General features: G+C 71.6%; 26 protein-coding genes. 13 read left to right on the plus strand and 13 right to left on the minus strand.

All coding sequences use genetic code 11. The annotated features are described in order from the left end of the window. Positions 1-24: 24 nt before the first annotated feature. On the minus strand, positions 25-564 hold the full coding sequence (locus IE321_RS12865) for a hypothetical protein (protein WP_190222949.1): 540 nt from the start codon (positions 562-564) through the stop codon (positions 25-27). Positions 565-850: 286 nt separating this feature from the next. On the opposite strand from IE321_RS12865, the gene IE321_RS12870 reads away from it, so the two are divergent. Beyond that, a complete protein-coding gene (locus IE321_RS12870; protein ID WP_190222950.1) occupies positions 851-1114 on the plus strand; it encodes a hypothetical protein in 264 nt (87 codons plus the stop codon). A gap of 38 nt (positions 1115-1152) precedes the next feature. Here the strand turns inward: IE321_RS12870 and IE321_RS12875 are convergent, their stop codons facing one another. After that, the gene (locus IE321_RS12875; RefSeq protein ID WP_190222951.1) at positions 1153-1641 is read right to left on the minus strand and encodes a hypothetical protein; all 489 of its coding nucleotides are present in this window, start codon (positions 1639-1641) and stop codon (positions 1153-1155) included. Between the two features lie 579 nt (positions 1642-2220). Here IE321_RS12875 and IE321_RS12880 point away from each other — a divergent pair. From IE321_RS12880 to IE321_RS12890, 3 genes are all read left to right on the plus strand, one after another. Then, positions 2221-2976 (plus strand): hypothetical protein, encoded by a 756-nt coding sequence (locus IE321_RS12880; protein ID WP_190222952.1) that lies wholly within the window; start codon positions 2221-2223, stop codon positions 2974-2976. Positions 2977-3291: 315 nt separating this feature from the next. Next, complete coding sequence (locus tag IE321_RS12885; protein WP_190222953.1) at positions 3292-3765, plus strand: YxiG-like protein; 474 nt, start codon at positions 3292-3294, stop codon at positions 3763-3765. 762 nt (positions 3766-4527) lie between these two features. Then, complete coding sequence (locus tag IE321_RS12890) at positions 4528-5187, plus strand: matrixin family metalloprotease (RefSeq protein ID WP_190222954.1); 660 nt, start codon at positions 4528-4530, stop codon at positions 5185-5187. 152 nt (positions 5188-5339) lie between these two features. Here the strand turns inward: IE321_RS12890 and IE321_RS12895 are convergent, their stop codons facing one another. From IE321_RS12895 to IE321_RS12910, 4 genes are all read right to left on the minus strand, one after another. Beyond that, the gene (locus tag IE321_RS12895; protein WP_190222955.1) at positions 5340-6155 is read right to left on the minus strand and encodes an alpha/beta fold hydrolase; all 816 of its coding nucleotides are present in this window, start codon (positions 6153-6155) and stop codon (positions 5340-5342) included. A gap of 81 nt (positions 6156-6236) precedes the next feature. After that, positions 6237-6650, minus strand: coding sequence for a DUF5958 family protein (locus IE321_RS12900; protein ID WP_190222956.1), 414 nt, complete (start codon positions 6648-6650; stop codon positions 6237-6239). 208 nt (positions 6651-6858) lie between these two features. Further along, positions 6859-7533, minus strand: a complete 675-nt coding sequence (locus IE321_RS12905) for a hypothetical protein (protein WP_190222957.1) — start codon at positions 7531-7533, stop codon at positions 6859-6861. Between the two features lie 138 nt (positions 7534-7671). Beyond that, a complete protein-coding gene (locus IE321_RS12910; RefSeq protein ID WP_043221938.1) occupies positions 7672-8274 on the minus strand; it encodes a TetR/AcrR family transcriptional regulator in 603 nt (200 codons plus the stop codon). 108 nt (positions 8275-8382) lie between these two features. Here IE321_RS12910 and IE321_RS12915 point away from each other — a divergent pair, with 108 nt between their 5' ends. Further along, positions 8383-9240, plus strand: a complete 858-nt coding sequence (locus IE321_RS12915; protein ID WP_190222958.1) for a haloalkane dehalogenase — start codon at positions 8383-8385, stop codon at positions 9238-9240. Positions 9241-9316: 76 nt separating this feature from the next. Here the strand turns inward: IE321_RS12915 and IE321_RS12920 are convergent, their stop codons facing one another. The 3 genes from IE321_RS12920 to IE321_RS12930 form a co-directional block, all read right to left on the minus strand. Continuing rightward, a complete protein-coding gene (locus IE321_RS12920) occupies positions 9317-9724 on the minus strand; it encodes a hypothetical protein (RefSeq protein WP_190222959.1) in 408 nt (135 codons plus the stop codon). Positions 9725-9836: 112 nt separating this feature from the next. Next, the gene (locus IE321_RS12925; protein WP_190222960.1) at positions 9837-11330 is read right to left on the minus strand and encodes a phosphodiester glycosidase family protein; all 1494 of its coding nucleotides are present in this window, start codon (positions 11328-11330) and stop codon (positions 9837-9839) included. Continuing rightward, on the minus strand, positions 11324-12091 hold the full coding sequence (locus IE321_RS12930) for a peptidase inhibitor family I36 protein (RefSeq protein WP_190222961.1): 768 nt from the start codon (positions 12089-12091) through the stop codon (positions 11324-11326). The genes IE321_RS12925 and IE321_RS12930 overlap by 7 nt, the downstream gene beginning before the upstream one ends. Positions 12092-12324: 233 nt before the next feature. On the opposite strand from IE321_RS12930, the gene IE321_RS12935 reads away from it, so the two are divergent. The 6 genes from IE321_RS12935 (at position 12325) to IE321_RS12960 (ending at position 18117) form a co-directional block, all read left to right on the plus strand. Beyond that, positions 12325-12672 carry a VOC family protein gene (locus tag IE321_RS12935; RefSeq protein ID WP_190222962.1) on the plus strand — a complete coding sequence of 116 codons (348 nt, stop codon included), beginning with the start codon at positions 12325-12327 and terminating at the stop codon, positions 12670-12672. A gap of 173 nt (positions 12673-12845) precedes the next feature. Beyond that, positions 12846-13226 carry an Imm10 family immunity protein gene (locus IE321_RS12940; protein WP_229916387.1) on the plus strand — a complete coding sequence of 127 codons (381 nt, stop codon included), beginning with the start codon at positions 12846-12848 and terminating at the stop codon, positions 13224-13226. A gap of 40 nt (positions 13227-13266) precedes the next feature. Then, positions 13267-13713, plus strand: a complete 447-nt coding sequence (locus IE321_RS12945; protein ID WP_229916388.1) for a hypothetical protein — start codon at positions 13267-13269, stop codon at positions 13711-13713. 142 nt (positions 13714-13855) lie between these two features. After that, on the plus strand, positions 13856-14485 hold the full coding sequence (locus IE321_RS12950; protein WP_190222965.1) for a class I SAM-dependent methyltransferase: 630 nt from the start codon (positions 13856-13858) through the stop codon (positions 14483-14485). 394 nt (positions 14486-14879) lie between these two features. Continuing rightward, entirely contained in the window at positions 14880-16997 is a 2118-nt protein-coding gene (locus IE321_RS12955; RefSeq protein WP_229916390.1) for a hypothetical protein, read from the plus strand. 271 nt (positions 16998-17268) lie between these two features. Then, positions 17269-18117, plus strand: coding sequence for a TauD/TfdA family dioxygenase (locus IE321_RS12960; RefSeq protein WP_190222966.1), 849 nt, complete (start codon positions 17269-17271; stop codon positions 18115-18117). Between the two features lie 75 nt (positions 18118-18192). Here the strand turns inward: IE321_RS12960 and IE321_RS12965 are convergent, their stop codons facing one another. Next, positions 18193-18957: a maleylpyruvate isomerase family mycothiol-dependent enzyme gene (locus IE321_RS12965; protein ID WP_190222967.1), complete on the minus strand. Its 765-nt coding sequence runs from the start codon at positions 18955-18957 to the stop codon at positions 18193-18195. Positions 18958-19214: 257 nt separating this feature from the next. Here IE321_RS12965 and IE321_RS12970 point away from each other — a divergent pair, with 257 nt between their 5' ends. After that, positions 19215-19556: a hypothetical protein gene (locus tag IE321_RS12970; protein WP_190222968.1), complete on the plus strand. Its 342-nt coding sequence runs from the start codon at positions 19215-19217 to the stop codon at positions 19554-19556. Between the two features lie 116 nt (positions 19557-19672). Here the strand turns inward: IE321_RS12970 and IE321_RS42820 are convergent, their stop codons facing one another. The 3 genes from IE321_RS42820 to IE321_RS12980 all read right to left on the minus strand — a co-directional run bounded on the left by IE321_RS42820 (position 19673) and on the right by IE321_RS12980 (position 21881). Next, positions 19673-19807 carry a hypothetical protein gene (locus tag IE321_RS42820; RefSeq protein ID WP_268257410.1) on the minus strand — a complete coding sequence of 45 codons (135 nt, stop codon included), beginning with the start codon at positions 19805-19807 and terminating at the stop codon, positions 19673-19675. Between the two features lie 147 nt (positions 19808-19954). Beyond that, positions 19955-20332 (minus strand): hypothetical protein, encoded by a 378-nt coding sequence (locus IE321_RS12975; RefSeq protein WP_190222969.1) that lies wholly within the window; start codon positions 20330-20332, stop codon positions 19955-19957. Positions 20333-20405: 73 nt separating this feature from the next. Next, positions 20406-21881, minus strand: a complete 1476-nt coding sequence (locus tag IE321_RS12980) for an MFS transporter (RefSeq protein ID WP_190222970.1) — start codon at positions 21879-21881, stop codon at positions 20406-20408. Positions 21882-22032: 151 nt separating this feature from the next. Between IE321_RS12980 and IE321_RS12985 the strand changes: the two genes are divergently transcribed. Further along, the gene (locus IE321_RS12985) at positions 22033-22599 is read left to right on the plus strand and encodes a TetR/AcrR family transcriptional regulator (protein WP_043221802.1); all 567 of its coding nucleotides are present in this window, start codon (positions 22033-22035) and stop codon (positions 22597-22599) included. Positions 22600-22633: the final 34 nt, after the last annotated feature.

Consider the following 22633-nt stretch of genomic DNA (forward strand, 5'->3'; position numbering starts at 1 on the left):
TGTCGTACCGGCGCAGTCGCGCGGTCACGGCCCTCTCGGTGCGCCCAACGCGTCGGCGATCTCCTTCTCGCTGTGTTTCCTGGTCGCGCGGCGGGTGGCGTAGCAGCCGTCGATGTCGACGATCGTGTCGAGTTCGCCCACGATGCGCAGGGCGGTGAGCGGGTCGCCGTCCGTGGTCCTGTCGAGGTGCTCGCGGATCCGGGAGATCAGCCGGGCGACGTCCTCGGGGACGGGTACGGCGGCGGCGTTGATCTGGCGGGTGTGGTGCTCCCAGTCCTTCTCCGGGCCGGAGGTGTCGTAGCGGTACGGCTCACGGTCCGGCACCCTCTTCCAGTCGATCGGGTACGTGGTCTCGCCGTACCAGCCACACGCACACGCCGCGCGCATCCGGTCCGCGAACGGCCTGCGGCCAGATCCGTCGTAGAACCACCAGTCCGTGAAGCTCGGCACGTGCGCCCCACTGCCCATGTCGATGTAGACCGGTCCGGGGACGGTGCCGTCCTCCAGCAGCACCCCGACCTTTCCCGTATGTCCTTCCGCGCCGTCCGGCTCCCACTCCCACATGTCCCGGCCTCCTCTCGTTCACTGCGCCAGTACCCGGCCGCCGCCCATCGGCCGGCGGCCCTCGCGTCCACGGTGGCGGACCGCACAGGACCACCGCAGGTGAACGCCCGCACAATCCACCGCCGAGCGGCAACCATCCCGTCGGTTGAGTTGAACCTGCGGCCGCACACCGGAGTGCCCGCATGCCGACGGCGCTCCGATGTCGGCCGCTACGGCGGTGATCGCCCACGGAAGGCTCTTCGGGCGCTTCGCCTGCCCATGCCTGGTTCGCAAGTATGTTCTGACCGTGGAGAGCGAGCAGATCATCATCGAACTCACCCCGGATGAGGCGCTGGTCCTGTCGGACTGGCTTGAGCGGGTGCAGATGACAGACCTCAGTCGTCTCGTCGACGACGAAGCGGTGTGGGCTCCGATCCACAGGGTGGCGGGGACGCTGGACAAGTCCCTCCCCGAAATCTTCGCGGCGGACTACGCGGAGCGTCTGGACGCGGCGCGGGGCAGACTGCGTCCGCTCGGTGACGACTCAGGCGAGGGAGACGGTGCCGGCTGACCCGCGACAGCGTGCGAAGCCCGTGCTTGGGTTGACCCTCAGGTGTCGTAGAGACCGTCCCAGGGAGCGGAGAACCCCAGGCCGTCGGGGTAGAGCTCCGCCCAGTCGTCGTCACCTTCGCCGTCCTCGTGGCGCTCAGCGACCAGGCCGAAGATCACACCGCCGACGGTCAACCGGAACGGACGGATCGCGATGTCCCCGTACTCGCGCCGGGAAAGGCCGTCGAGAAGCGCTGCCATCCGCGCCTCGGCCCGAGAGGCGACGGAGTCCACGTCGTAAGGCCGTCGCTGCTGCTCGGCCCACGTGCCTGCGCACCAGATATCCGAGTCGGCGTGATGGCCCTCGGAGTCGAAACGGTGGAGCACGACGTAGAGCCGCTTGCTCTCCTCCCACCCCTCCCCATGCCTGAACCCGTCTGGAAAGGCGTAGGTGATCGAGGCGAAGAACCGACCTTCCGCATACCGCCCGATCGTTTGGGTGCGGTAGTCAGGTTCGTGGGCGATCGGGATGATCTCCGAGACTGCCATGGCGAAACCATAGACGTAGGCCGGGAAGGGCCTGGTCCAGCGGCGAGGCCGGGGCAGTGGGCAGAGATCGCGCACCCGCGGACACCTTCAGCGGAGACTGTGCGGTTTCCTCGCGCATCACCCAAGCGTGCCGGAAGCCCGGCCCCGGCGGCCCCCACCTCCTGGACCAGACCCACGCCATCGCCGACTGCCGGGTGAGCCGGACCGCCGACGGAGGCACCCACGTCGTGGTGTTCGGCGAGGTCCTCGGGGTCACCACCGCCCCCTCCTGCTCTACGGACGCCGGACACCGCGTGTTCCGCGCCCCGGCGGGGGCTGCCCGGGCGGGAGGAGGACTCGACGTCACGGCGGGCGCTCCACGGCACGACGTCGCGCTCGCGCGGCGATCGCCGCGGATGGCCGTAGTCAGAGCCCTTGCGGCCGTGCTGTTCGGCGGGGCGCCACCGCCACGAGGACGATCGCCGCCAGGACGACGGGAGTCCGGGAGGCGCGGGCCCGAAAACGCCACCGCGCCGACACCCTGAACGGGCCCGCCGCAATCACGTGGCAGGGGGACCCCGTTTCCGCGATCATGGTTCGATGAGCACGAGCCCGGACCATCTCCGTTTGAGCATCGCGTGCCCTCCACCCGACGAGGGCGTCGTGCAGGTCCGCCCGATCGTCAATGGCCGGGATCTTTTGGACGAGATGGTCCCCGTTGGTGTGGGGGGATCCGGCTACGTGGGAGTGCAACCCAGGTATCTGCTCGGTCACGACGGGCCGTTGCAGGCCGCCTCGGCACCTCACGAGGTGCGACTCGCGCTGTCCGGGTGCGGTGTGGAGGAATGCTGTGGCGCGCTGTACGTGACGGTCGCGCGCAGCGGGGAGCACGTCGTCTGGGCGGGCTGGCGCGACCCGGCCCGACAGGACCTCGTCCTGCCGGAGCTCCGGTTCACCGCAGGTCCGTACGAGGCCGAGGTGCTGCGAGCGGGGAAGGACCGCGGTGGGGAGTGGCGGGGAGGAGTGGTGGCGGAACTGCTGGAGGCCGGGCTGAGGAGACGTGAGGAATGGCTCCGCAGGTGGGACTGCGAGTTGGAGGGCGTGTGGGCCTCTCGTACGGACCCCGCTCGCATCCATGTCGTCCTGTGGCATCCCCGTGACCGGGCGGACCCGGATCTCCCGTGGCTCCAGTTCGGCATGACCCTCCCGATCTCCGCCGATGCCGCGTCGGCCCAAGCCGAACGCTTCGAAGCGCAGTTGATCGCAGGCGATCCCCGTGCCACCGCCGAGGTGTGGGGAGGCTCGCATGACGCCGAGCGACTGGGTTACCCGTGGCCGCCTGCCGACCCGTTGTAGATCTCCATCGTCGTATGCAGGGCGACCGTCGGCAGGCGCAGTCCTACCCGCCCCAGGGGAGCGGTCCGCAGGCAGGCGGGCCTCGGCGGGACAGCAGAAGCCGTTCACGCGTCCGTACGAGCGCGGACCACCAGCCTCTCCCCCACCGCTCACCGGGGGCGAGGTGCGGAAGAAACGTGGAAGCGTCAGCGGCCCGTTCACGAAGAGCAGGGTCATGAGGGCCAGCCGAAGGGTGAGCAGGTCACCCTGGACCTTTCCAGGGTGACGTCCGCGGCGGCTGCGCCCAACCCTTTTGAAGTCAGGGAGAAGAGCGGCATGGATACCGCCGTACTTGAGCAGATGCTGGACGCGGCCTTCGATCACGCTGTCGTGCACCACGGGTACACCACCTACATGCGCGACTACGAGGTCATCGTCTACGCGACGGCCGACCCCCGCACGGACGTGGCGCCGTCCCATCTGCGGTATCTCTTCCGGTACTGCGTCGAGGCCCGTTGTGAGACGTCCGTGCCGGCGGAGACCTGGCGGGGCTCCTTGGACGACCGGCTCATCGACCACGAAACCGGCGTTGACCTCGACGGATACGTCTGGGGCGTGAAGTGGCACAGCCTGTACCCGGGAGCCGAGCTCCTTCCGGAGTCCGAGGCGACCCGCCGCTGGTCGAAGGCCCTCGGGATCGACTTTCACGAGGTGCGCATCGCGACGAACGCACACAACCTGACCTTGCTCTTCTCAGACCTTCAGGTGAGCGAAGTGCCTGTCGGGTACACCCCGTTCGTCGCGGAGTAGGGAAGCTCTCCGTTGAGCGAAGTGCCTGTCGGTTACACCCCGTTCGTCGCGGAGCAGGGACGCTGTCCGTAGCCGAGCCGACGGGTGTCCGGCAGCCGCCGAGGCCGAGGCTCAACGCATGGCGGCATCACGTCCGTCAGGGGCCCGGATCGGTGCCCGCGAGCGTGGGGGAAGCGGGACGGAGGTGCTGGTGAGTTCGCCTTCGTAGAAGGCGTAGGGCAGAACTGGACACATCGAGGCCCGTGGGGTGACGAGGGTGGGCGGCCTCTGGCGGAGGCGGAGTTCTTGGTCTGAGCCCCCTCTACCAGCGGCTTCGCCTGCCTGTGAGACCCACCGGCAAACCCGGCAGCCTGGCGGGAGGGTCCTCCCTGGCCCCGGGGTGGCCGGCCGAGCCTTGGGGGGTTCCGCTTGTGGCGCTTCGCGCAGGGCCGCTGACCGTCTGCCCCGTTCCATCGGGCGCGGCAGCAGGCGCATCACCGGCATCACGCGCACCTCGGTCCACTCTGCGGCCGATCGCCCGAAAATGGAGTCCCCACCCTGACGCACGCATGCCAGCCTCCTCCTTGCGGCGCCGTGCATTCGATCGCGGACGCGGTCGGGGGCGTCCGAATTGGGGGGACACGCGTGTTCCGAGCAACCAGATCCATGGTCGGGCTAGCCGGCCTCATCCTGATGCTGACGGGGCTTTCGGTGCCACAGGCTGCCGCCGGTCCGTCGCGCGGCGCAGAACCCAAGACCGCTGTCGCCCAGCACGACGAAGCGGTGTACGTCGTGCAGGAACGGGCGGACGGCACCGTCCACACCTCCATCTACGAGCCCGCCGCGGGCGTCACGCCCGATGAGCTGCGGGCATCGCTGCGGCGCCAGGGCGTCCGCGCCGTGCAGGACGCGGAGCCGACAGCCGCAGCCGGCATCGGGACGCTCGGGTGTTCCCCGGTCGTCGGGACCGCGTCCGCGCTGTGCGGCGCCAAGTGGTCCTACGGGGCCTACAACGACCCGCAGGTGTACTTCCTCGACCACACCAGCGACAGCTGGCCGGTGAGCGACGCACAGGTCGACTGGTACCAGTCGCCCGGCATCGACGCCTACTACCGCTGGTACACGGCCGGCTGCCCCAGCGGCCGGCACTGCGTGCACACCTACAGCGGCAGCTACGGGACCGACTGGTACGGCCAGACCTCGTACACCACCTCGGGTGGGTACTTCGTGGACGGTTCCGTCGTCGTGCGGCTCAACGACCAGGTGACGCCGAACACCTACGCGGCGCGGCGCAGCGTCGCGTGCCACGAGATGGGCCACGCGCTGGGGCTGGATCACAACGGGTCGACCAACAGCTGCATGTCGGTTCCCGAATTCCCGCAGCACCCGTCGTCCCAGGACTATTCGGTGCTGAACCTGCTCTACCCGAAGGCCGGCACCTGACGGACCCGGCGTGCCGCCCCCGGTCCGGCACCGGGCCGGGGGCGGCACCGTGCGGGTCGGTGAGCGCTCGTCGTCATCGCTCCGAGGTGGCCGGGTGCAGGCTCGGAGCCGGTCGTGGGTGGCGGTGGCGAAGCGGGCCTGCGGGGGCCGGGTCAGCCCTGGGGTTTCACCTGGGTGTCGAGGAAGTCCAGCAGCGCGGCGTTGAAGCGGTCGGGCTGTTCGGCGCCGGGCAGGTGACCGGCGCCGTCGATGACGGCCAGGACGGCGTGAGGGACGAGGCCGTGGATCGCCTCGGCGTCCGCGACGGGGGTGTAGACGTCGTCCGCCCCTACGACGATCAGTACCGGCTCCTGGACGGCGGGCAACGTGGCGCGGTAGTCGCGGCGTTCGGCCCGTCCGCGGAGCGCCGCGGCGGCACCGCGGGGGTCGGTGGCACGCATCATGGCCAGGACCCGCTCGGCGACCCGCGGCATCGCGGCGACGTTGTACGCGGCGAGCATCTTGTCGATCACCTCGTCCGCGTAGCCGTCCATCCCCTCGGCGAGGAGCCTGTCGGCCAAGCGGTTCCGGAAGTCCTTCCCCTCGTCGGTCTCGGCGGGGGCCGACGTGTCGGACAGGACGAGGGCGCGGACCCGCCCGCGGTGGCGGTGGTGGAACTCCATGGCGATCTGGCCGCCCATGGAGACGCCGCCCACGACCGCGCGATCGATGTCCAGATGGTCGAGGAGCGCCGCGAGGTCATCGGCGAAGTCGGAGAGGAGGACCTGACCGGGGGTGACGCCACTGTCGCCGTACCCGCGCAGGTCGGGGGTGACGACCCGATGTCCGGCGGCGGCCAGGGCCGCGACCTGGGGTTCCCACAGGCTGCGGTTGAACGGGTGGCCATGGATCAGCAGGACCGGCGGTCCGGTCGTCGGCCCGACATCGTCGTAGCCGAGGGTGACGCCACGGAGGGCAAGAGTGTGCATGGCGGGCACCCTAACTCCGCCGTCACCAGGCACGCATGGGTGTTTCGCCGGATGGCTGCGGTCTCCGTGAAACGCGCGGGTTCAGCCGTACCGGGCCTCGGTCCGAGCCGGCAGTCGGTGCCACCAGTGACCGCAGCCGCCCGCGCAGGAGCGCTCGCGGCGCCGCTCGTCGGCCACCGCGAGGACCGCGACCAGGAGCCGGAACGACTTGCGTCGTTCGTCGAGGGGCGTGAGAGCGGCGATCTTTCGCAACTGCACGTCGATCCGACCGCGTGAGACCAGCACCGCGGGCGTATGCGTCGGACGCAGTCCGGATCGGCGAATGCTCTCGTCCGCGTCCTCGGTGAGCGCCCTCGCCTGGATGCAGTGATGACGCAGGGACAGCAGTACCTCGGACTGCTCCTCGGCGCCGAGGGCGTCGAACCACGCGATGCCCTCGGACATCGGGCGCAGCCCCTGCGCGAGTTCGTTGAGCCGGACGTCCCTTGTGTGCACGACTGCTCCTGGGAGATCGGGTGGCCTCGGCCGGGCGACGCCGGCGCGGGACAGGGTCAGGTCCAGTCTGGCGCGGGGCAGGGTCAGGGCTGGTCTGGCGTGGGGCGCGGAAGGCCGGCGCAGCCTCGGTGCTCGTGCCGTCGGAGCCGCCACCGCCGCCGACCCGCGACGTTCCGTCCTCGCCCCCACGACCGCGCCCGCGGGTGACTCACGCCGTCTGGCGGACCTCCCCGTACCAGCGCCACTTCTCCAGGCGCTCCCGGTCGGGCAGTTCGCCCCGCCCGGTGGCCCACAACAACGTCGGCCACGGTGCTTCGTCGTTCGGCGCCTGCGGGAAGAGCCGTTCGAGCACCGGTGCGCAGAGCTCGTCGGGGGCGGTGAAGCCGATGCCGAGGCCGGCTGCGATGTCGTACGTGTGAACCAGGGTCTCGACGATGCCCATCGCCGCGAAACCAGCCGGGTCCGAGGCGCCGAAGCAGTGGTGGGCCCGGGCCGACGGCGGGGTCGTGCGGGTCAGGGAGACCTGCATCGCGCCACACGCCTCCAGGACCGTCAGCAGCCCGGACGGGCCCGGCTCCCGATCGGCGTGGAGGGTGTTCACGGGGCCTCCGGGGCGCCGGTGGCGCATATCGAAGGGGACGTGGGTGCCGGCCGGCAGGCGGGGCGTCGCGATCTGCATGCCGTAGAAGAACAGGTCGTCAGCCAGGTGCTCGGTCGTTTCCCAGCACGTCCACTCCAGCGAACCGGCCGTCGCCTCCCACGCCTTCGCCTCCGAGGGAGCCGACCTCAGTGTGGCGAGGGCGAGTCGCACCGCCCGGTCCAGAGCGTCCGCCCAGGCGTCGTTCGTCCGCGGGGTCGAGCCGTCATGATCCTCGTATGTCATCCGGGCACGGTAACGCGCGCGTCCCGTCGCCGCATCGCAGTTCCGGTCACGTCCCTGGACGTCCGGCACGCCGGGATGAACGGCCGTCCGAGCGTCCCCTCCGCGCCGCCCGTCCGGGAAGGGCCGGGCAGGGCCGGGCTACGCCGAGGCCGAGCCGCGCAGGTACGCGGTCAGAATGGGTCGGGGCGAGGCGGTTTCGTCGATGGCGGTCCGGTGGAACACCAACGAGTCGGTCAGGGCGATCAGTTCCTCGACGCGTGCGTCCGAGGCGGGGAGTCCGGCACCGGCGAGGGCCTGCGCCGTGACGTGCCGGGTGAGGGCGTGCACGGTGGAGTCCGCGGTGAGACGTGCGCGCACCTGCGGCTCGTCATCGAGTTCGAGGATCAGCGCGTAGCGGGCCCTCATGTCGTCCCGGCGGGACGCGAGGGTCTCGACCAGCCCGGCGATCAGCGCGGCGAGCTCGTCCACGTCGATCCGGCGCGGGCTCTCGAACCTCGCGTTCAGGGTCGCCGCGAGCGCTTCGGCATCGGCCTTCGAGCGCGCGGCCAGCGCGTCGACGATGAGCTCGACGAGGGCCTGCCGCGTCTTCGCGTGGTAGGACGTCGACCCCTGCGGGATGCCCGCCTCGCGGTCGACGGCGCGGTGCGTCAGGGCGCGCACACCGTCACGGGCGATGACGCGGATCCCGCTGTCGGCGATCGCCTCTCGCCGTTGGTTTCCACTCGCCGCATGCGTAGACACCACTCGATGCTACAGGTGTAGAGTCCTCGGCGCAGAGTCCTCTACATCTGTAGTGGATCCGGGGAGTGCGTCTCCACCGATCCGGCGCAGAACCGAAGGAGAGCAACAGTGATCGACTTCGTTCCCGATCCGGCCCTGTATCCCTTCGACTCACGATGGTTCGACTCGTCCGCCGGGCGGGTCCACTACATCGACGAGGGAACGGGTCCACCCCTCGTGTTCTGCCACGGCTCCCCCACCTGGAGCTTCCTCTACCGCCACCTCGTGCGGGCCCTTCGTGGCCGGTTTCGGTGCATCGCCGTCGACCACCTGGGCTTCGGACTCTCCGAGCGCCCGGCCGACTTCGGCTACACCGTCTCCGAACACACGACGGTCACCGGTGAGCTGATCGACCACCTGCGGCTCGACGGCTTCCTCCTGATGGGACAGGACTGGGGCGGCCCCATCGGACTCGGCGCGGCCACCACGCGGGCGGATCGCGTCAAGGGAATCGTGCTGGGCAACACCGCGTTCTGGCCCGTCACGCAGCCGGCGAACCTGGCCTTCGGCGTGATCATGAGCAGCCCTCCCCTGCAGCGGCGCATCCTCGAACGGAACCTGCTCGTCGAGCGGTTCCTGCTCGGCCGGCCCGGGCCCACCCTGACCCCGGCCGAGGCCGATCACTACCGCGCGGTCCAGCCCACGAAGGAGGCCCGCCGCGGGCTCGCGGTCATGCCCCGGGAGATCCGCGCCGCCCGCCCGCTCCTGGAGAAACTCGCCGCCGACGTACCCGCCCACCTCGGCACCAAGCCGACACTAGCCGTCTGGGGCATGCGGGACATGGTGTTCCGGCCGCGAGCGTGCCTCCCGAGGATGCGCTCCGCCTTCACCGAACTCGAGGTCGTGGAACTCCGCCGGGCCGGACACTTCATCCAGGAGGACGCACCCGATCAGATAGCTGCGGCGATCATCGAACGCTTCCGCTGAGATGCCCACGGGCTTCTCTGACGGGGCGACCACCACGCCGGCCCGGGGGCGCCGTCCCGGTCGGCGTGGGTGGGGGTCAGGCGCGGGCCGAGAAGCTCGCGATGCGGTCGGTGGCGTCGGAGTTGTCGTAGACCTCGATGAGGACGTTCTCGCCTTCCGCGAAGTCGAAGTCGACCACGTGCGGGTTCTGGGCACCCGTCGCGCAGAAGACGGCCGACCAGCCGTGGGGCGCGGTCCGGAGGCGGACGTACACCGTGTCGCCGTCGGCGGCGGTGTCGTGGATCCAGAGCTTCTCGCCGTTCGGGTGGAACTCCACCTTCGAGACGAGCGTGCCCCCGTTCCGCAGCTCGGCCTTGAGCACCTCGCCGTCCGCGTCCTTCTCGAAGCAGGTGTCGTCCACGGAGTCGTACAGGTAGCAGCCGCCACTGGCCGGCGTGATCGCGAGGGTTCCGCTGAGCCTGTCGCAGCGGAGTGGCGCACCCATGTGAACGGTCCTCCGTACCGCTCCACCTGCTGACGGCGCCGCTGTCGTGGGGCCCTCACGACGGCGCGGCCGCTCCGGGGAGGGACCCGGAGCGGCCGTCGGGCCGCGGGCGTCAGTTGCCGGCGGCCGGCAGGCCGTGGCCGCCGCGGCCCGCGTACACGGCGTCGTAGACGGGCCGTTCGACCCCGCCCGCGTCCGAGAGGACGTTCTTCACCTGCCCGTCGACGACGAACGTGGTGGAACCGCCGCCGTCGAGGTCGAGCGCCTCGACGGCGCCGAGGTCCTCCATGATCTTCGCGAGGTCGTAGATCGGGACACCGCGGCGCAGCCCTTCGTCCCGGGCGGTGACGGACACCAGGAGGGTGCGTCCGTACCCGTCCGCGCCGATGGCGGTGCGCGGGTCGTGCGCGGTGTTGTCGGTCGGTTCGGCCACGACCCTGCCGTGCCGCATCAGGTCGTAGGTGCCGTTGACGACGTCGATCGACGGGTACGCGGGGTCGAGCCGCAGGTCGACGTCATCGGTCGGGTCCTCGGCGACGCCCAGGTCCGTGGCGCGCTGCGTGTACGTGAGCTTCGCGCCCACCGTGGCGTGGTCCCGCAGCCACCGCGCGCCGCCGTCGGTCGACGAGTCGTCGCCGATGCCCTGGAGGACCATGCCTCCCGGAGGGATGCCCATCCCGCCGCGCGGGGACTTCACCGCCGTGACACGGCCCGAGGCGTCGACGGCGACCTCGAAGCCGTCGGCGTCGTCCGCGGCCACGAAGGGGGTGTGCCGGGGTTCCGGCGTCTTCTGCCCGTAGGCGGGGGTGAAGACCACGATCTCGCTGTAGTCCTGGTAGTAGGGACCGCCCTTGATGACCTTGCCGTACTGGTCGAGCCGCTGGACCTCGCCGTTCGCGTCGGTCGTGTACGGGAGGGACCTGTCGCCGGCCTCCTGCGGGCAGAACGGGATCCAGCCCGGGTACCGGTTCACGGCGTCGACGACGCGCGTGACGTCGTCGGCGGTGTCCGCGGTGTTCCGGTCTGACGAGATGCCCAGCGTCGTCGTGATCTTGGTGAAGTGCGGCCGGCCGTGCTGGAGGACTACGGAGTTCTGCCCCTTCAGACAGGCGGCGCCCTGCACCACGTCCTCCTGGACCGAGGTCACCATCGGGACCGACCGCTCCTCGGGGATGCTCTTGCCGGTCGTGTCGTCCTCGTCCTTGGTGGAGAGGGAGTATCCGCCGTTCACACCGACGTAGGGCGCGTCCTTCGCGGTGGTCCCGACGGTGGCGAGCATCGCGGTGGTGGGCTCCTTCACGCTCGCCGCGGCCCCCACCGTGCTGTCGAGGGAAATCGCCCCGAGGTCCGGGTCGATGACGGCCACGCGGACGACGATCTCGGAGGACTCGCTGGAGTACGTGGTCCGCTCGATGCCGTCCGCCACGGTGAGGTGATGGGCCGTCAGGGTGTCCAGGACCGACGGGACGGTGTTGTCGGCGGGGTCGGCGACCGCCGCGCTCTGGGTCAGGGCCAGGGTCACCAGGACGACGGGAACGGCCGCGAGGCGGCGTGCGCGGGTGCGGGTGCGGGCGGTGGGGTTCATGGCGCGGTGCACGGTCAGCACTTCCCTTCCGCGTCGGCGAGCTTGTGGGAGCTGACGGACGACCGGTAGTCGGCGGGCAGGGTCGTCTCCTCGCCGGGCAGGACGACGAAGGCCCGGTACGCGACGCCGCCGGTCTGCCAGGTCCCGGAGTATCCGGGATCCCGGTAGAAGCAGGCGGTCTTGTGCGAGCGGTTGGCGACGGACACCAGCTTGTCGTCCCAGGTCACGCCGTAGTCCCTGTTGCCCAGGACGCCGTCGGGAAGGACCTCGGTCTGGCTCGTGACGCCTCCGACCCCACGCCCGCTGGGGCCCTGGAAGATGCACACCCGACCGGCGTCGCAACGGTCGAACCCGGTCCGGCAGAGCGACTTCGACGGGGCGAACTTGTGCGACGCCACCGTCACCTTCGGCAGCCCGTCGGCGCCCTTGGCCAGGTCGCCGCCGGTGTGCCCGGGCAGCACGGCCTGGATGTCCGTCCCGCCGTACGCCGGGTCGTCGTAGAGACACGTCCAGGAGGCGGTGTTGTTGCGGAACGACAGGAAGGTCCGGTCCTTCAGGGTCGCGACCGTGCCGTAGTCGAGCACGGGGCCGTCCTGCGGCGCGAGCGAGACCATCTCGCCCGCACCGCCGGCCTGCGTGTACAGACAGAACGTCTTCTCCGGACAGTCGGTGTACGCCGCCTGCGCCGGTCCGGCCTGCCACCACACCAGGCAGGCGGCCAGGAGAACGGCGGCCAGCCCGGCGACGGTCAGGCGGCCTGGTGAACTCTTGATCATGTGCATGGTCATGAACTCTAGAGAACACCGCGCCGACCTTGATCAACTTTGCCGAATCCCGGTCATCAGGGGCTTCTGCCGCGACGGCGTGAGGGCGCACCGAGCCGGACCACCCGCGGGCGCGCGGGGAGCAGCGGGGAGCAGTCGATGCCGGGCGTGTTGCGAAAGCGGGAGCGGTGGCAGGTGTGGCGTAGTAATCCTGGAGAGCCGCAGGACACGCCTTGCCCCTTGGAGGTCTCATGGCCGTTCGCCGTGTCGTACCCAATGTCCAGTCGTCGGACGTACAGGAGAGCCGGGAGTTCTACGGCCTGCTGGGGTTCGAAGAGGTCATGAACCACGGCTGGATCATGACCATGGGCTCCCCCTCCAGCCCGACGGCCCAGGTCAGCTTCATGGCCGCCGACAAGACCGCCCCCGTCACGCCCGACCTGAGCGTCGAGGTGGAGGACGTGGACGCGGTGTACGCGGTCATGCGCGACAACGGCGCGGAGATCGTCCACCCCCTGCAGGACGAGGAGTGGGGAGTGCGCCGCTTCTTCGTCCGTGACCCCAACGGGCAAGTGGTCAACGTGCTGGGCCACCGCTGACGATCCGCGCGGGCGGACGTGCGGGCCGGGCGGGCGGATGTGCGGGCCGCGCGGGCGGAGACCGGGACGACACAGATGGACCTGGGTGGGGTGCACTGGAGGCACTGGGTGCGCTGCGCTCACTGTGCGCCTGATAGAACCGGCCTATGGCATTCAGATTCACAGCCCGTGCGGTGGCCGCCGAGGTCGATGTCGACGGCGAGACGCAGGTCGGCGTGGCGGAGGAGGACGAGGGCTTCTTCCTGTTGTTCACGCGTGCTGTCGGCGGGCCCTCCCCACAGGGCGGCGCGCCCGTCCCGGACACGTACGCCGTGATGACTCCGGACGCGTGCACGGCCTATGGCTGCGTTCGTGAGGTGGCCCTGACGGACAGCCTCCTCACGGTGACGCTGGACCCCGAGTGCCTGGACGACCTGGAGTTGGAGGACGCGACGATCGAGGCGGTGCTCGACGTGCCGGCGGAGAGCGTCGAGGAGTTGCGCGGGGTCCTGACGCAGGTACTGACCTCCGGACGCGCGGAGTCTCGGCCTCGGCTCATCGGTTTCACGGGCTGAGCGATCCGCCTGAAGCGGGCTGTCGGTGAGGAGGGGGTCCATGGACCGGAGCGAGGACCAGATCTTGGCCGAGGAGCTTGCCGCTCTCGGCGCGGTGGGTGCGGGCGGTGGCCGCCTGGTGCGGATGGTCGCCCACGTGATGCGGAAGAACGTCCATGAGATCGAACTGCTCGTCCCCATGCCTTTCGCCGAAACGGTGCAGCGCGTCTCCGGTGTGCTCGGCAGGGCGGGCCGCGTCCTGGAGAGCGCCCCGGTTCGCCCGGACGCGGACGCGACCGTGCGCATCGTCGCCGGAGGCGGTGTCGGCGGTCTGAATCCCGTGGTGGTCACCGCGCGCGTACGGAAGGCCGGTGAGGACGGTTCGGAGATCCGGCTTCGTGCCGCCGCCAAGGAAGGTCTGATCAGGCAGCGGGCCGGGGAGAAGACCGCCGTCCGTCTCGCCGCCCGGTTGAGCGCGGCGACCGGAGCGGAGAGGGCAGGTGGGTGAGCTCCCGGCCCCAGCGACCATGGCCAGGACGGGCATCCTCGTCCGCCGCGGCAGTGGGGCGCTCCCACCACTCCCCCCGCCGAGTCCGTCCCCTCCCCTCTGTCACGAGATCGATCATCAGACCGGTTATAGAGTCCCGCCTGTGGCGAATCATCAGGACGAGACGAGGACGGCCTACGACGGAGTCGTCGAGCTGTACGCATCGCTGTTCGCGAACCGGCTGGAGTCACAGCCGTTCGCCCGGGCCATGATCGGCACCTTCGCCGAACTGGTGCGCGCGACGGGCAACCCGCGGGCCGTGGACGTCGGCTGCGGGCCCGGCCATCTGACAGCGATGCTCAACGAACTGGGCCTGGACGCCTTCGGACTCGACCTCTCCCCCGGCATGATCGACCACGCCCGGCGGGCCCACCCGGAGCTGCGCTTCCAGGAGGCCCGGATGGAGTCCCTGCCGGTCGAGGACGGCGCGCTCGGCGGCGTACTCGCCCACTACTCGATGATCCACACGCCTCCGGACGAACTGCCGGAGCTGCTCGCCGAGCAGGTACGCGTCCTGGCGCCGGGTGGCCTGTTCCTGGTCTCCTTCTTCGGAACCGACGGACCGGAGCCGGTTCGCTTCGACCACAAGGTGACACCGGCCTACAGCTGGCCCGCGGACCACCTCGCCGACCTGCTGACCGACGCCGGCCTCACCCCCTTCGCGCGACTGCTCCACGACCCCGCCTCCGAACGGGGCTTCCTCGACGCCCACTTGCTGGCCCGCCGTCCCTAGGCGCGCCCCTGATCGGCCGGTAGCAGCGGCTCGATCCGACCCGATCAGGGGTGGACCCGTCGGGAAATCAGCGGGTTCTGGCCGGACTGCCGCTGATACGGAAACGGTCCGCACCCGTTCGGCACCGTCCTCACCCTGCCCGAACCCTTCGGGCTCGATCTCGACACCAGCGACCTCAGCTGATCAGAGCACGAGAAGTGCCGGAAGGCTCCTCGACGGCATCCCGCTGCTCCGGCCTCACCGGACGCGTGGAGGGCGGGGCAGTCCCGACCTTCCAGATATCCGGGGCCGACGTCCGCGTCCGGAGCGTGATCCGTGTGTGACAGGGTGAGCGGTCGGTGAGTACGGGAAGGCGAGTCGCCGTCCCTGAGAACGAGGGTTCAGGGAGCGGTACGTGAGGAAGTCCGGTGGCGGCCCGGTGGAGCGTTCGGACCTGGCTCTGGTGTCGGAGTGGTGGCGGGGGCTCGGGGGTGAGGGCTTCGTCGTGCTGCCGCCTCCGAACCGTGGCCGGTACACGCAGTCGGACGGTCACGAGGACGCGGCCGAGCTGGTGGCGCGTCGCGGTCTCGAGGGGCCCGTCTCGTTCGCGTACTGGCACTGGCAGTCGCACGGACGGGCCTTCGACCGGGCCGGCGCGCTGAAGGGCGAACTGCTGCTGCACTGGGGCGGCGAGCACGCGGTCGTCGCCGCCGGGCTCGGGGACGGACCGGCCGGGTTCCGCGTCGTCGACGGCGGGCCGCGGGGCGCGTTCGTCCTGGACCTGGTCACGCGGCGGGACGCGGCGGGCCTGCCCGATCCCGCAGACCGTGCCGGGGTGCGGCAGTTCCTCGACGCGCTCGACGCTCCCGTGGACCGCGGCGCCCCCTCCCTCCGGTACCGGCCGCTGTCCGCCGGCGAGTCGGCCTGGCTGCACGAGCGGCTCGACGGACCCCTGGACCTCGCCGCCGTCACCCGCTGCGCGGTGGCGCTGGAGCGGCGGAACGGGCTCACTCCCGAGGAGGCCCGGCGACTTCTGGACGCGTGGCGAGCGGAGTACGCGGGGCGGCCCGAGAAGTGGACCGGCTGGCGGGAGCTGCTGCACGCGCTGCTGCGCCACGAGTGCGAGGCCGCGTGGGAGACGGTCGCCGCCCTCGGCCCGGCCGCCGCGAGCGTCGTCGCCGAGGTGCCGTCCGCGCGCGGCCTGGACGTCGTGCGGGCCTGGGCGCTCGCGGGAGAAGCCACGGCCGTCTCCGCGTGGCTGGCGTCCCACCGGGCCCTGCACGAGCCGGACACGGTACGGGCCGTGGTCGCTCTCGCGGGAGAGATCGCCGCCGAGAACGCGCCGGAGAGCGCCCTGCGCGGCCTGTGCATCGCGCTGCTCGGGGCCGTCACCCGGGACTGGCGGCGGGAGACGGGCGCGGGGGCGCTCGCCGGACGGTCCTACGCGGACCTCGCGGCGGTCCGCCTCGCCACCGACGAACGGCTGCCGCGCGCCCTCCGCGTCCTCGTCGCTGCACACGTCCGCGAGCGGGTGGAACTCGTACGCGAACAGCTCCAGGAGCCGGGATTCTCCCTCGCCGACGTAGGTGCGGGCGTGGACGGCGGTGCCGGTTCCGGCTCCGGGTCCGGTTCCGGTGTCACGGCGGTCGTCACCGACCAGGCGGCCGCACGGGCCGCGCTCGATCGGTACGAGGCAGCGGCGGACGGGCTCCTGTCCGGCACCGGGCCCGACCTCACCGCGTACGAGGGCACGCTGAGCCGGGTGTGGGAGCGCTACCGGACGCTCACGGACGCGGACGAACGCTGGCTGCGGGAACGGATCGCCGACCCGGCCACCGGCCTCCAGGGGCTCGGCTTCTGCCTGGAACTGCTCTACGCCCACGGCCTCGCGGGCCCGGCGGAGGTCGACGCACTGGTGCCGCGCCGGTGGAAGGACCTCACCAAGAAGTACCGGACGACGTACACCGAATGGCGCCATCCCCTCGTCACCCTGACCTGTCTCGCGCTCGACCTGGGGCATCCGGCCTCGACCCGGCTGGTCGCCTGGTGGGAGGGGCCGCGGCCGGTCTGGAAGGACGAGCTGCGGCTGCTCACGCGCCTGGGCGCGCCGGACGAGGCCAAGGCGGCCGAGCTGTGGGAGTTCGTGGCCTCCGGCGCTCACGACGTGGGCCACCTGATGACCTGGGTACTGCTCCGGGCCCGGCTGGACGGGGAACACCCACTGGCCGTGGCCGACCGGCTGCTCGGCACCCCGGGGATCCGCGAACACACCCTGCACCAGGTCCTCATCGGCGTGGCCGACCCCGGTCAGCCGCTCTGGCACTACGCCCTGGACGTCCGCAGCCGGGGCTGGTGGCGGCGCGCGGTGGAGGTGGCCGAGCACCCCGGTCTCTCCCCCGAGGCCCGCGCGGTGGGCCTGCGGGCGGCCCGGGGGCATCACCTCGTCAGGTACCCGGACCAGCTGAACCCCGTACCGACCCGGGCGGAGCGCGCCGCGGCCCTGGAGTGGGTCGAGCGGCACCACGACCAGTGAGGGCGGCGAAGGACGGGGGTGGGAGTGCGAAAGGCCGTACGTCCTCGGGGTGAACGTACGCGATACCGGCAGCGGGGACCGATCGTGGTGGGTGCTGGTGCCCCTGCACGGCCCGGTCGGAGGGGTCGGGATCGGCCCGGGGGTCCGCCGCGCAACTCGTCGTCCCCGTCCCGCCGTGACCCGCCCGTTTGAACGGGCTCTCCGGGCGCCAGGCTCCGTAGGGACGCCTGACGGAGCCCGGCGTCCGCCCGCGCGCGTGAGGAGGCACATCGTGGACGGACCGAGCCCTGCCCTCGAACCCCGGGCGTGGACCCCGGCGACCCTCCGCACGGAGGAGTGGCTGCTGACCGCACCGGCCTCGGGTACCACCGCCCCCGCGACCGCGGTCGACGCCATGCTCCATCGCGGCCCCGGCTTCGCGGTGCTGCGCGGCGTGGACCTCGACGGCCGCGACGACCGGGAATGCGTCGGCCGGTGCGCCGACCTCGTCGCGCTGCTGCGGGGCCCCGTCGGCGGCCGCCTCCACCGTTCGGCCAACGAGCTCCTCACCGCTGCCACCGCCCCGGCCGTCCACCCGAGCGGGCCGGGCACACCCGGGGCGGAGCGCTCACCCGAGGGGGACCTCCTCACCCTCCCGCCGCACATGGACCGGGGCGAAGGCCCGACCCCGCCGCACGTCCTCGCGCTGCTCTGCGTCCGGCCGGCCGCCGAGGGCGGCGCGTCCCTCCTCGCCGCGGGCACCACCGTCCACAACCGCCTCCTCGCCGAAGACCCGGCGGCGCTGCGCGAGTTGTACGGTGACTTCCGCTTCGGCCGCGGCGCCGGGTTCGACCGCGTGCGGCCGGTCTTCCGCCGCGACGACGACACCCTCGGCGTCCACTACAACCGCTACTGGATCGACCGGGGCCAGGACGAGACCGGTACGCCGCACCCGCCCGCCCGGCGCCACGCCCTCGACTCCATGGACCGCCTCCTCGCCGACCCCGGCACCGTCCTGCGCCTCCCCCTGCGCCGCGGCGACCTGCTCCTCGTCAACAACGACGCCGTCCTGCACGGCAGAACCCCCTTCCAGGACACCGACACGACCCGCCGCCGCTACGCACGCGTCTGGGCCGACTGACGCCCCCCGCGGGCGACACCGGGCAGGTCGGGCCGCTCGTGCGCGCCGCGTCACCGCGTGCCGTGCCGGTCGGACTCAGCCCCAGTCCTGCAGCTGCCGGAGCAGGCCGGCGTCGCCCTCCGTCCGCAGTGGGCCGGCCGGGATGCGCATGTACATGAGCAGGGCCATCTCGCTCGCCGTGCCGTAGACGGCGGCGGTGGGCTTGCTGCCGGCGGCCTCCGCCGCGGTGAGGCGGGTGAAGCGGGAACCGGTGGCGTCCACCGTCTGGCGCCAGGAGCCGGCCTCGGCCGCGTGGTAGTCCATGGTGGCGGGCTCGCCCGGCCACGGGACCGTGCCGGTGCAGACGGTGGCGAGGAACTCCTCGATGGCGTCGGCCGCCTCGGCCGTCGGCAGCTCCTGCGGGGTACCGGAGGCCAGCTGGGCGTCGTAGGTGTGGATCAGCGACTCCGGGACGCGGCGGCGGGCCACGGCGGCCACCGTGTGCGGCGAGGCCAGCGGCTCCCACCAGGCCCAGCAACCCCGGTCCGGGCCGGCCTCGCGGAGAGCGGTGAGCAGCTGCTCCGTCGAGTCGGCCAGCCAGGCGATGAGGGCCTCGCGTTCCCTGGGCGCCGCCAGCCCGTCCTTGCTCGGCCGCTCGTCGCCCGGCGCGGTGTTCAGCACGATGTAGGCCCAGAAGCGGTCCCCCTCACTGAGGTGGTTCGCCAGGTCGTACAGCGTCCAGCCCGGGCAGGACGGGACGTCGGCGTCGAGGTCGGGGGCCGCGGCGACGGCGGCGCGAAACGCGGCGGACCGTTCGTCGATCATCCGCAGCAGGGCGGGGAAGGAGAGATGCTCAGACACGCGGACCTTCTATCACCCGGACCGGGACTCTCGCACTCGATTAAGATCGCACAGCACGCCTGCGGGCGGTGATCGCCTCGGACCCGGGATCGCTCCCGAGACCGCACCGTAGGGTGACTCGTCGAGATCTCCGCTTCGAAAGAAGAGTCATGCCCCGCAAGACGGCGGCTGCCCTCCGGCTGGACGCTGTCTGCCGGTCGCACCTTCGGGAACACCCGCGCCGGTCTTCGCCTTTCTCAGCCTCTACGCGTCGTCAGGTGGCCCGGTTCGAGGCCGAACGCGGTCTGCCCGTCCTGGCGCTCGAGCAGGCCGTCCGTTGCTGGCGGGGCTTCGTGCGGCGTCCGGGACGGCCGCTGTATCTTCCCGCTCCGCATCTGCCCGGCTTCGACATCTGGGACGACCGCATGCTGATCGAGTGGGCCATCGGCGCCCTCGGCAGGCGAGCGGGCCGGGAGGTCGCGCCGGCCGTCGAGGGCGCCGACGCCGCGTTCCTGGCACGTACCCTGCCCGACCCGCACGCTCCGGACGGCTGGCCGTGGTGGCGTCGCAGGTGCCAGGACCTGGGCGACCTCATGCACGTTCCCTCGCAGGCGGCCTGATCGCGCCTGGGGGCTGGACCCTGACGGGCCGTCCCTCCGACTCCGGTGGAAGCGCCGCTCTTCCGCGAGCGGGGATTCCGCTCGCGGAAGAGAGGGGTGACCGTGGTGCTGTGGGGTCAGCAGCGCTTGAGGGCTCCGCTGTTGGACAGGTTGCCGTCGTAGATCCAGCCGTTGATCTGCGTGCCGTCGATCCGGGCGTGGGTCCAGGGGGTGCAGCCGGGACCGCCGGTGCGGCGGGCCGTCTGACACACCGTGACGCCAAGGGGAGGCTCGGGACGCGATACGTGAACCGCTGGGGTGACACCTCAGGTCCCGCACCGCACCAGGGCGGCCGAGTCGAGCAGGCGGCGGCTGACCGGGACTGACGGGCGGGGCCGGGCCGGGGCTTCGGGCTCGGTTCAGAGAGTGAGGCAGATCGGCCCATAGGTGCCGCAGAAGTGGCAGTCACAGGTGGTCAGGGAGTTCGCCTCGCAATGGGCCGTCGGCCAGAAGCGGGACGCACAAGGACCCGGGTCGAGCGGCGTCTCATCGGGCGGCACCGTCCGGTCGCATTCGATGCAGCGGACGGCCGCAGGTACACCGGAGTCCCTCAGGCGTCGGGCCACGGCGACGACCGCGCCGAGCGAGGAGTCCTCCAGAACGGTCGCGGGGGTGTTGCCCAGGAGGAGTTTGCTCCGCCACAGGCTGAGTCCGGTCACCGCCGCGACGGCTCGCAAGGCCTGCGGCCCTCCGTCTCCGGACTCCGTCACCTGTACGGCGAACGCCGGGGCCTCCATGGTCGGGTCTCCCTCCGCGGCGAAACGGTCGGCTTGAGTATGTCGACGGGTCGAGCCCTCGGCCCACCGCTTTTCACCCTCGGTCGCCCTGCACCGGAGCGTCCCCGAAGGCCGGGGCCTCCCTCGGGAGCGCACGTGCCGCCTCCGTCGGAGACGGTGCCGTGGGATGGGACCCGGTCAGCCAGAGGCCGGTGACGGCGGCGGTGACCAGGGTGACGGCTCCGGCCGCGAAGAAGGCGTTGTCGATGCCCGTCTCGAAGGAGGCGCCGCCGGCCTGGCGCGAGCGGACGATGGCTCCGAGCACCGCCACGCCGAGCACCGCGCCGATCTGGCGGGTGGTGCTGCTGACGCCGGAGGCGAGGCCGCCTTCCTGCGGGGTGACGGACTGGATGGCGGCGCCGGTCAGCGGGGACAGGGTCAGGGCGAAGCCGACGCCGACGGCCGCCAGGCGCCACCAGACGTTTCCGTACGCGGTGTCGGCCTGCACCGTGCCCAGCGTCAGCAGGCCCAGGCCGGCCAGGGCCAGGCCGCTGGTGGCCACGACGCGGAAGCCGTGTCGGGCGGCGAGCCGGCCCGCGTACGGGCTGACGAGCACCATGGCGAGGGTGACGGGGAGGGTCTGCAGGCCGGCGCGCAGGATCGAGCTGCCCTGGACGTACACGAAGAACTGGGAGAAGAAGAACGACGAGCCCATGAGCGCGAACCCCACCACGGTCATGGCGGCGTTGGACACGGTGAACAGGCGCTGCCGGAACAGCCGCAGGGGCAGCATCGGTGCGGAGCTGCGTGCTTCGACGACGACGAAGGCGGCGAGGAGGACCGCCGCGGCGGTGAAGCTTCCCAGGATGACCGGTGAGGTCCAGCCGACGGCGCCGCCCTCGATGAGCCCGTAGGCGAGTGCTCCCACCGCGAGGACGGACAGGACCGTCCCCGGGATGTCGATCGCGGGGGCGTTCGGGTTGCGGGACTCGTCGAGGTGGCGCCCGCCGACCAGCAGCAGGATCGCGCCGATGGGCAGATTGACCAGGAAGATGGCGGGCCAGCCGAACGCCTCGGTCAGCACGCCGCCGGCCACGGGGCCGGCCGCCAGGCCGATGCCGCTGATGCCGGCCCACAGTCCGATCGCCTTGACGCGTTCCTGCGGGACCGGGTGGGCGGAGGCGAGCAGGGCCAGCGAGGCCGGGCTGAGGGCCGCCGCGCCGACGCCCTGGAGCATCCGGCCGGCGACCAGCCATCCGGCCGAGGGCGCGAGGCTGCACAGCACCGACGCGACGGTGAAGACCGTCACGCCCGCCAGGTACACGCGTTTGCGTCCGAACCGGTCGGCGAAGATGCCGCCGGACAGCAGGAGCATGGCGACCAGGAGCACGTACGCGTCGACGATCCATTGCAGGCCGGTCAGTTGCGTGTGCAGTCGGTGCTGCATGTCGGGCAGCGCCGCTCCGACGATCGTGTTGTCGAGCAGGACCATGAACTGGCCGAGGCAGGTCACGGTCAGCAGAACGGCCCGGCTCCTTCGCGTGCCTGCCGTCGGAAGCGATGCGGTCATGAAAGGTCCCCCTCGATCGGTGGGTGCGCCCCGGCTCGGTCGACGCGGGTGGCGGGACGGCCGAAGCTTTAAAGCAGCCATCGACTGCGTTAGGAGACTGTAGGGAGGGTGGACACGTAAACGCAAGTCTCAGCTGCGTTAAAGTGGGGGGATGAATGAGCGACAGCCAGTCAGGCGGCCCGGCGGGCGCAGTGCCCGCGTCGCCGCGGAGGTGCACCAGGCCGTCACCGCCCTGATCAGCGAGCGCGGGTACGGCAACTTCACCGTCGGCGAGGTAGCGGCCCGCGCGGGCGTGGCCGACAGCAGCGTCTACCGCAGGTGGGGCAACCTGGAGGCCCTGCTGTCCGAGGTGGCGCTCACCCGCCTCAACGCGCGGTCGCCGATGCCCGACACCGGCAGCCTCGCCGGCGACCTGCGGACGTACGCGGCCAACGTGGCGCGCGAGATCACCGGGCCCGACGGTCTGGCAGTGGTGCGCCTGGCCGTCGCCCTGTCGAGCGGGGGTCAGTCGGGCGAGCGGGCCGGTGACGACATCCGCGACGAGCGCATGCGGCAGCTGCAGTCCATGCTCGATCGCGCCCGCGAGCGCGGCGAGGACGCACCCGACGCGCTCGGCGTGCTGGACCACGTCCTGGCCCCGATGTACATCCGGGTCCTCTTCGGGATCGTCCCGCTCACCCCGGAATACGTCGACGGGCTGGTGGACCGGTTGCTGTGACCCGGTCCGGCCCCCGAACCGACCACCTGGCGGG

The sequence above is a fragment of the Streptomyces hydrogenans genome, from assembly GCF_014656075.1.
Taxonomy (GTDB): domain Bacteria; phylum Actinomycetota; class Actinomycetes; order Streptomycetales; family Streptomycetaceae; genus Streptomyces; species Streptomyces hydrogenans.

What these genes read in the sequence shown, in the direction of transcription:
- IE321_RS12935 (WP_190222962.1), top strand. Translation starts at nt 12,325, where the DNA reads ATGGCCGTTCGCCGTGTCGTACCCAATGTCCAGTCGTCGGACGTACAG.
- IE321_RS12975 (WP_190222969.1), bottom strand. Translation starts at nt 20,332, where the DNA reads ATGGAGGCCCCGGCGTTCGCCGTACAGGTGACGGAGTCCGGAGACGGA.
- IE321_RS12895 (WP_190222955.1), bottom strand. Translation starts at nt 6,155, where the DNA reads ATGCACACTCTTGCCCTCCGTGGCGTCACCCTCGGCTACGACGATGTC.
- IE321_RS12885 (WP_190222953.1), top strand. Translation starts at nt 3,292, where the DNA reads ATGGATACCGCCGTACTTGAGCAGATGCTGGACGCGGCCTTCGATCAC.
- IE321_RS12880 (WP_190222952.1), top strand. Translation starts at nt 2,221, where the DNA reads ATGAGCACGAGCCCGGACCATCTCCGTTTGAGCATCGCGTGCCCTCCA.
- IE321_RS12875 (WP_190222951.1), bottom strand. Translation starts at nt 1,641, where the DNA reads ATGGCAGTCTCGGAGATCATCCCGATCGCCCACGAACCTGACTACCGC.
- IE321_RS12930 (WP_190222961.1), bottom strand. Translation starts at nt 12,091, where the DNA reads ATGCACATGATCAAGAGTTCACCAGGCCGCCTGACCGTCGCCGGGCTG.
- IE321_RS12945 (WP_229916388.1), top strand. Translation starts at nt 13,267, where the DNA reads ATGGACCGGAGCGAGGACCAGATCTTGGCCGAGGAGCTTGCCGCTCTC.
- IE321_RS12980 (WP_190222970.1), bottom strand. Translation starts at nt 21,881, where the DNA reads ATGACCGCATCGCTTCCGACGGCAGGCACGCGAAGGAGCCGGGCCGTT.
- IE321_RS12905 (WP_190222957.1), bottom strand. Translation starts at nt 7,533, where the DNA reads ATGACATACGAGGATCATGACGGCTCGACCCCGCGGACGAACGACGCC.
- IE321_RS12865 (WP_190222949.1), bottom strand. Translation starts at nt 564, where the DNA reads ATGTGGGAGTGGGAGCCGGACGGCGCGGAAGGACATACGGGAAAGGTC.
- IE321_RS12920 (WP_190222959.1), bottom strand. Translation starts at nt 9,724, where the DNA reads ATGGGTGCGCCACTCCGCTGCGACAGGCTCAGCGGAACCCTCGCGATC.
- IE321_RS12985 (WP_043221802.1), top strand. Translation starts at nt 22,033, where the DNA reads ATGAATGAGCGACAGCCAGTCAGGCGGCCCGGCGGGCGCAGTGCCCGC.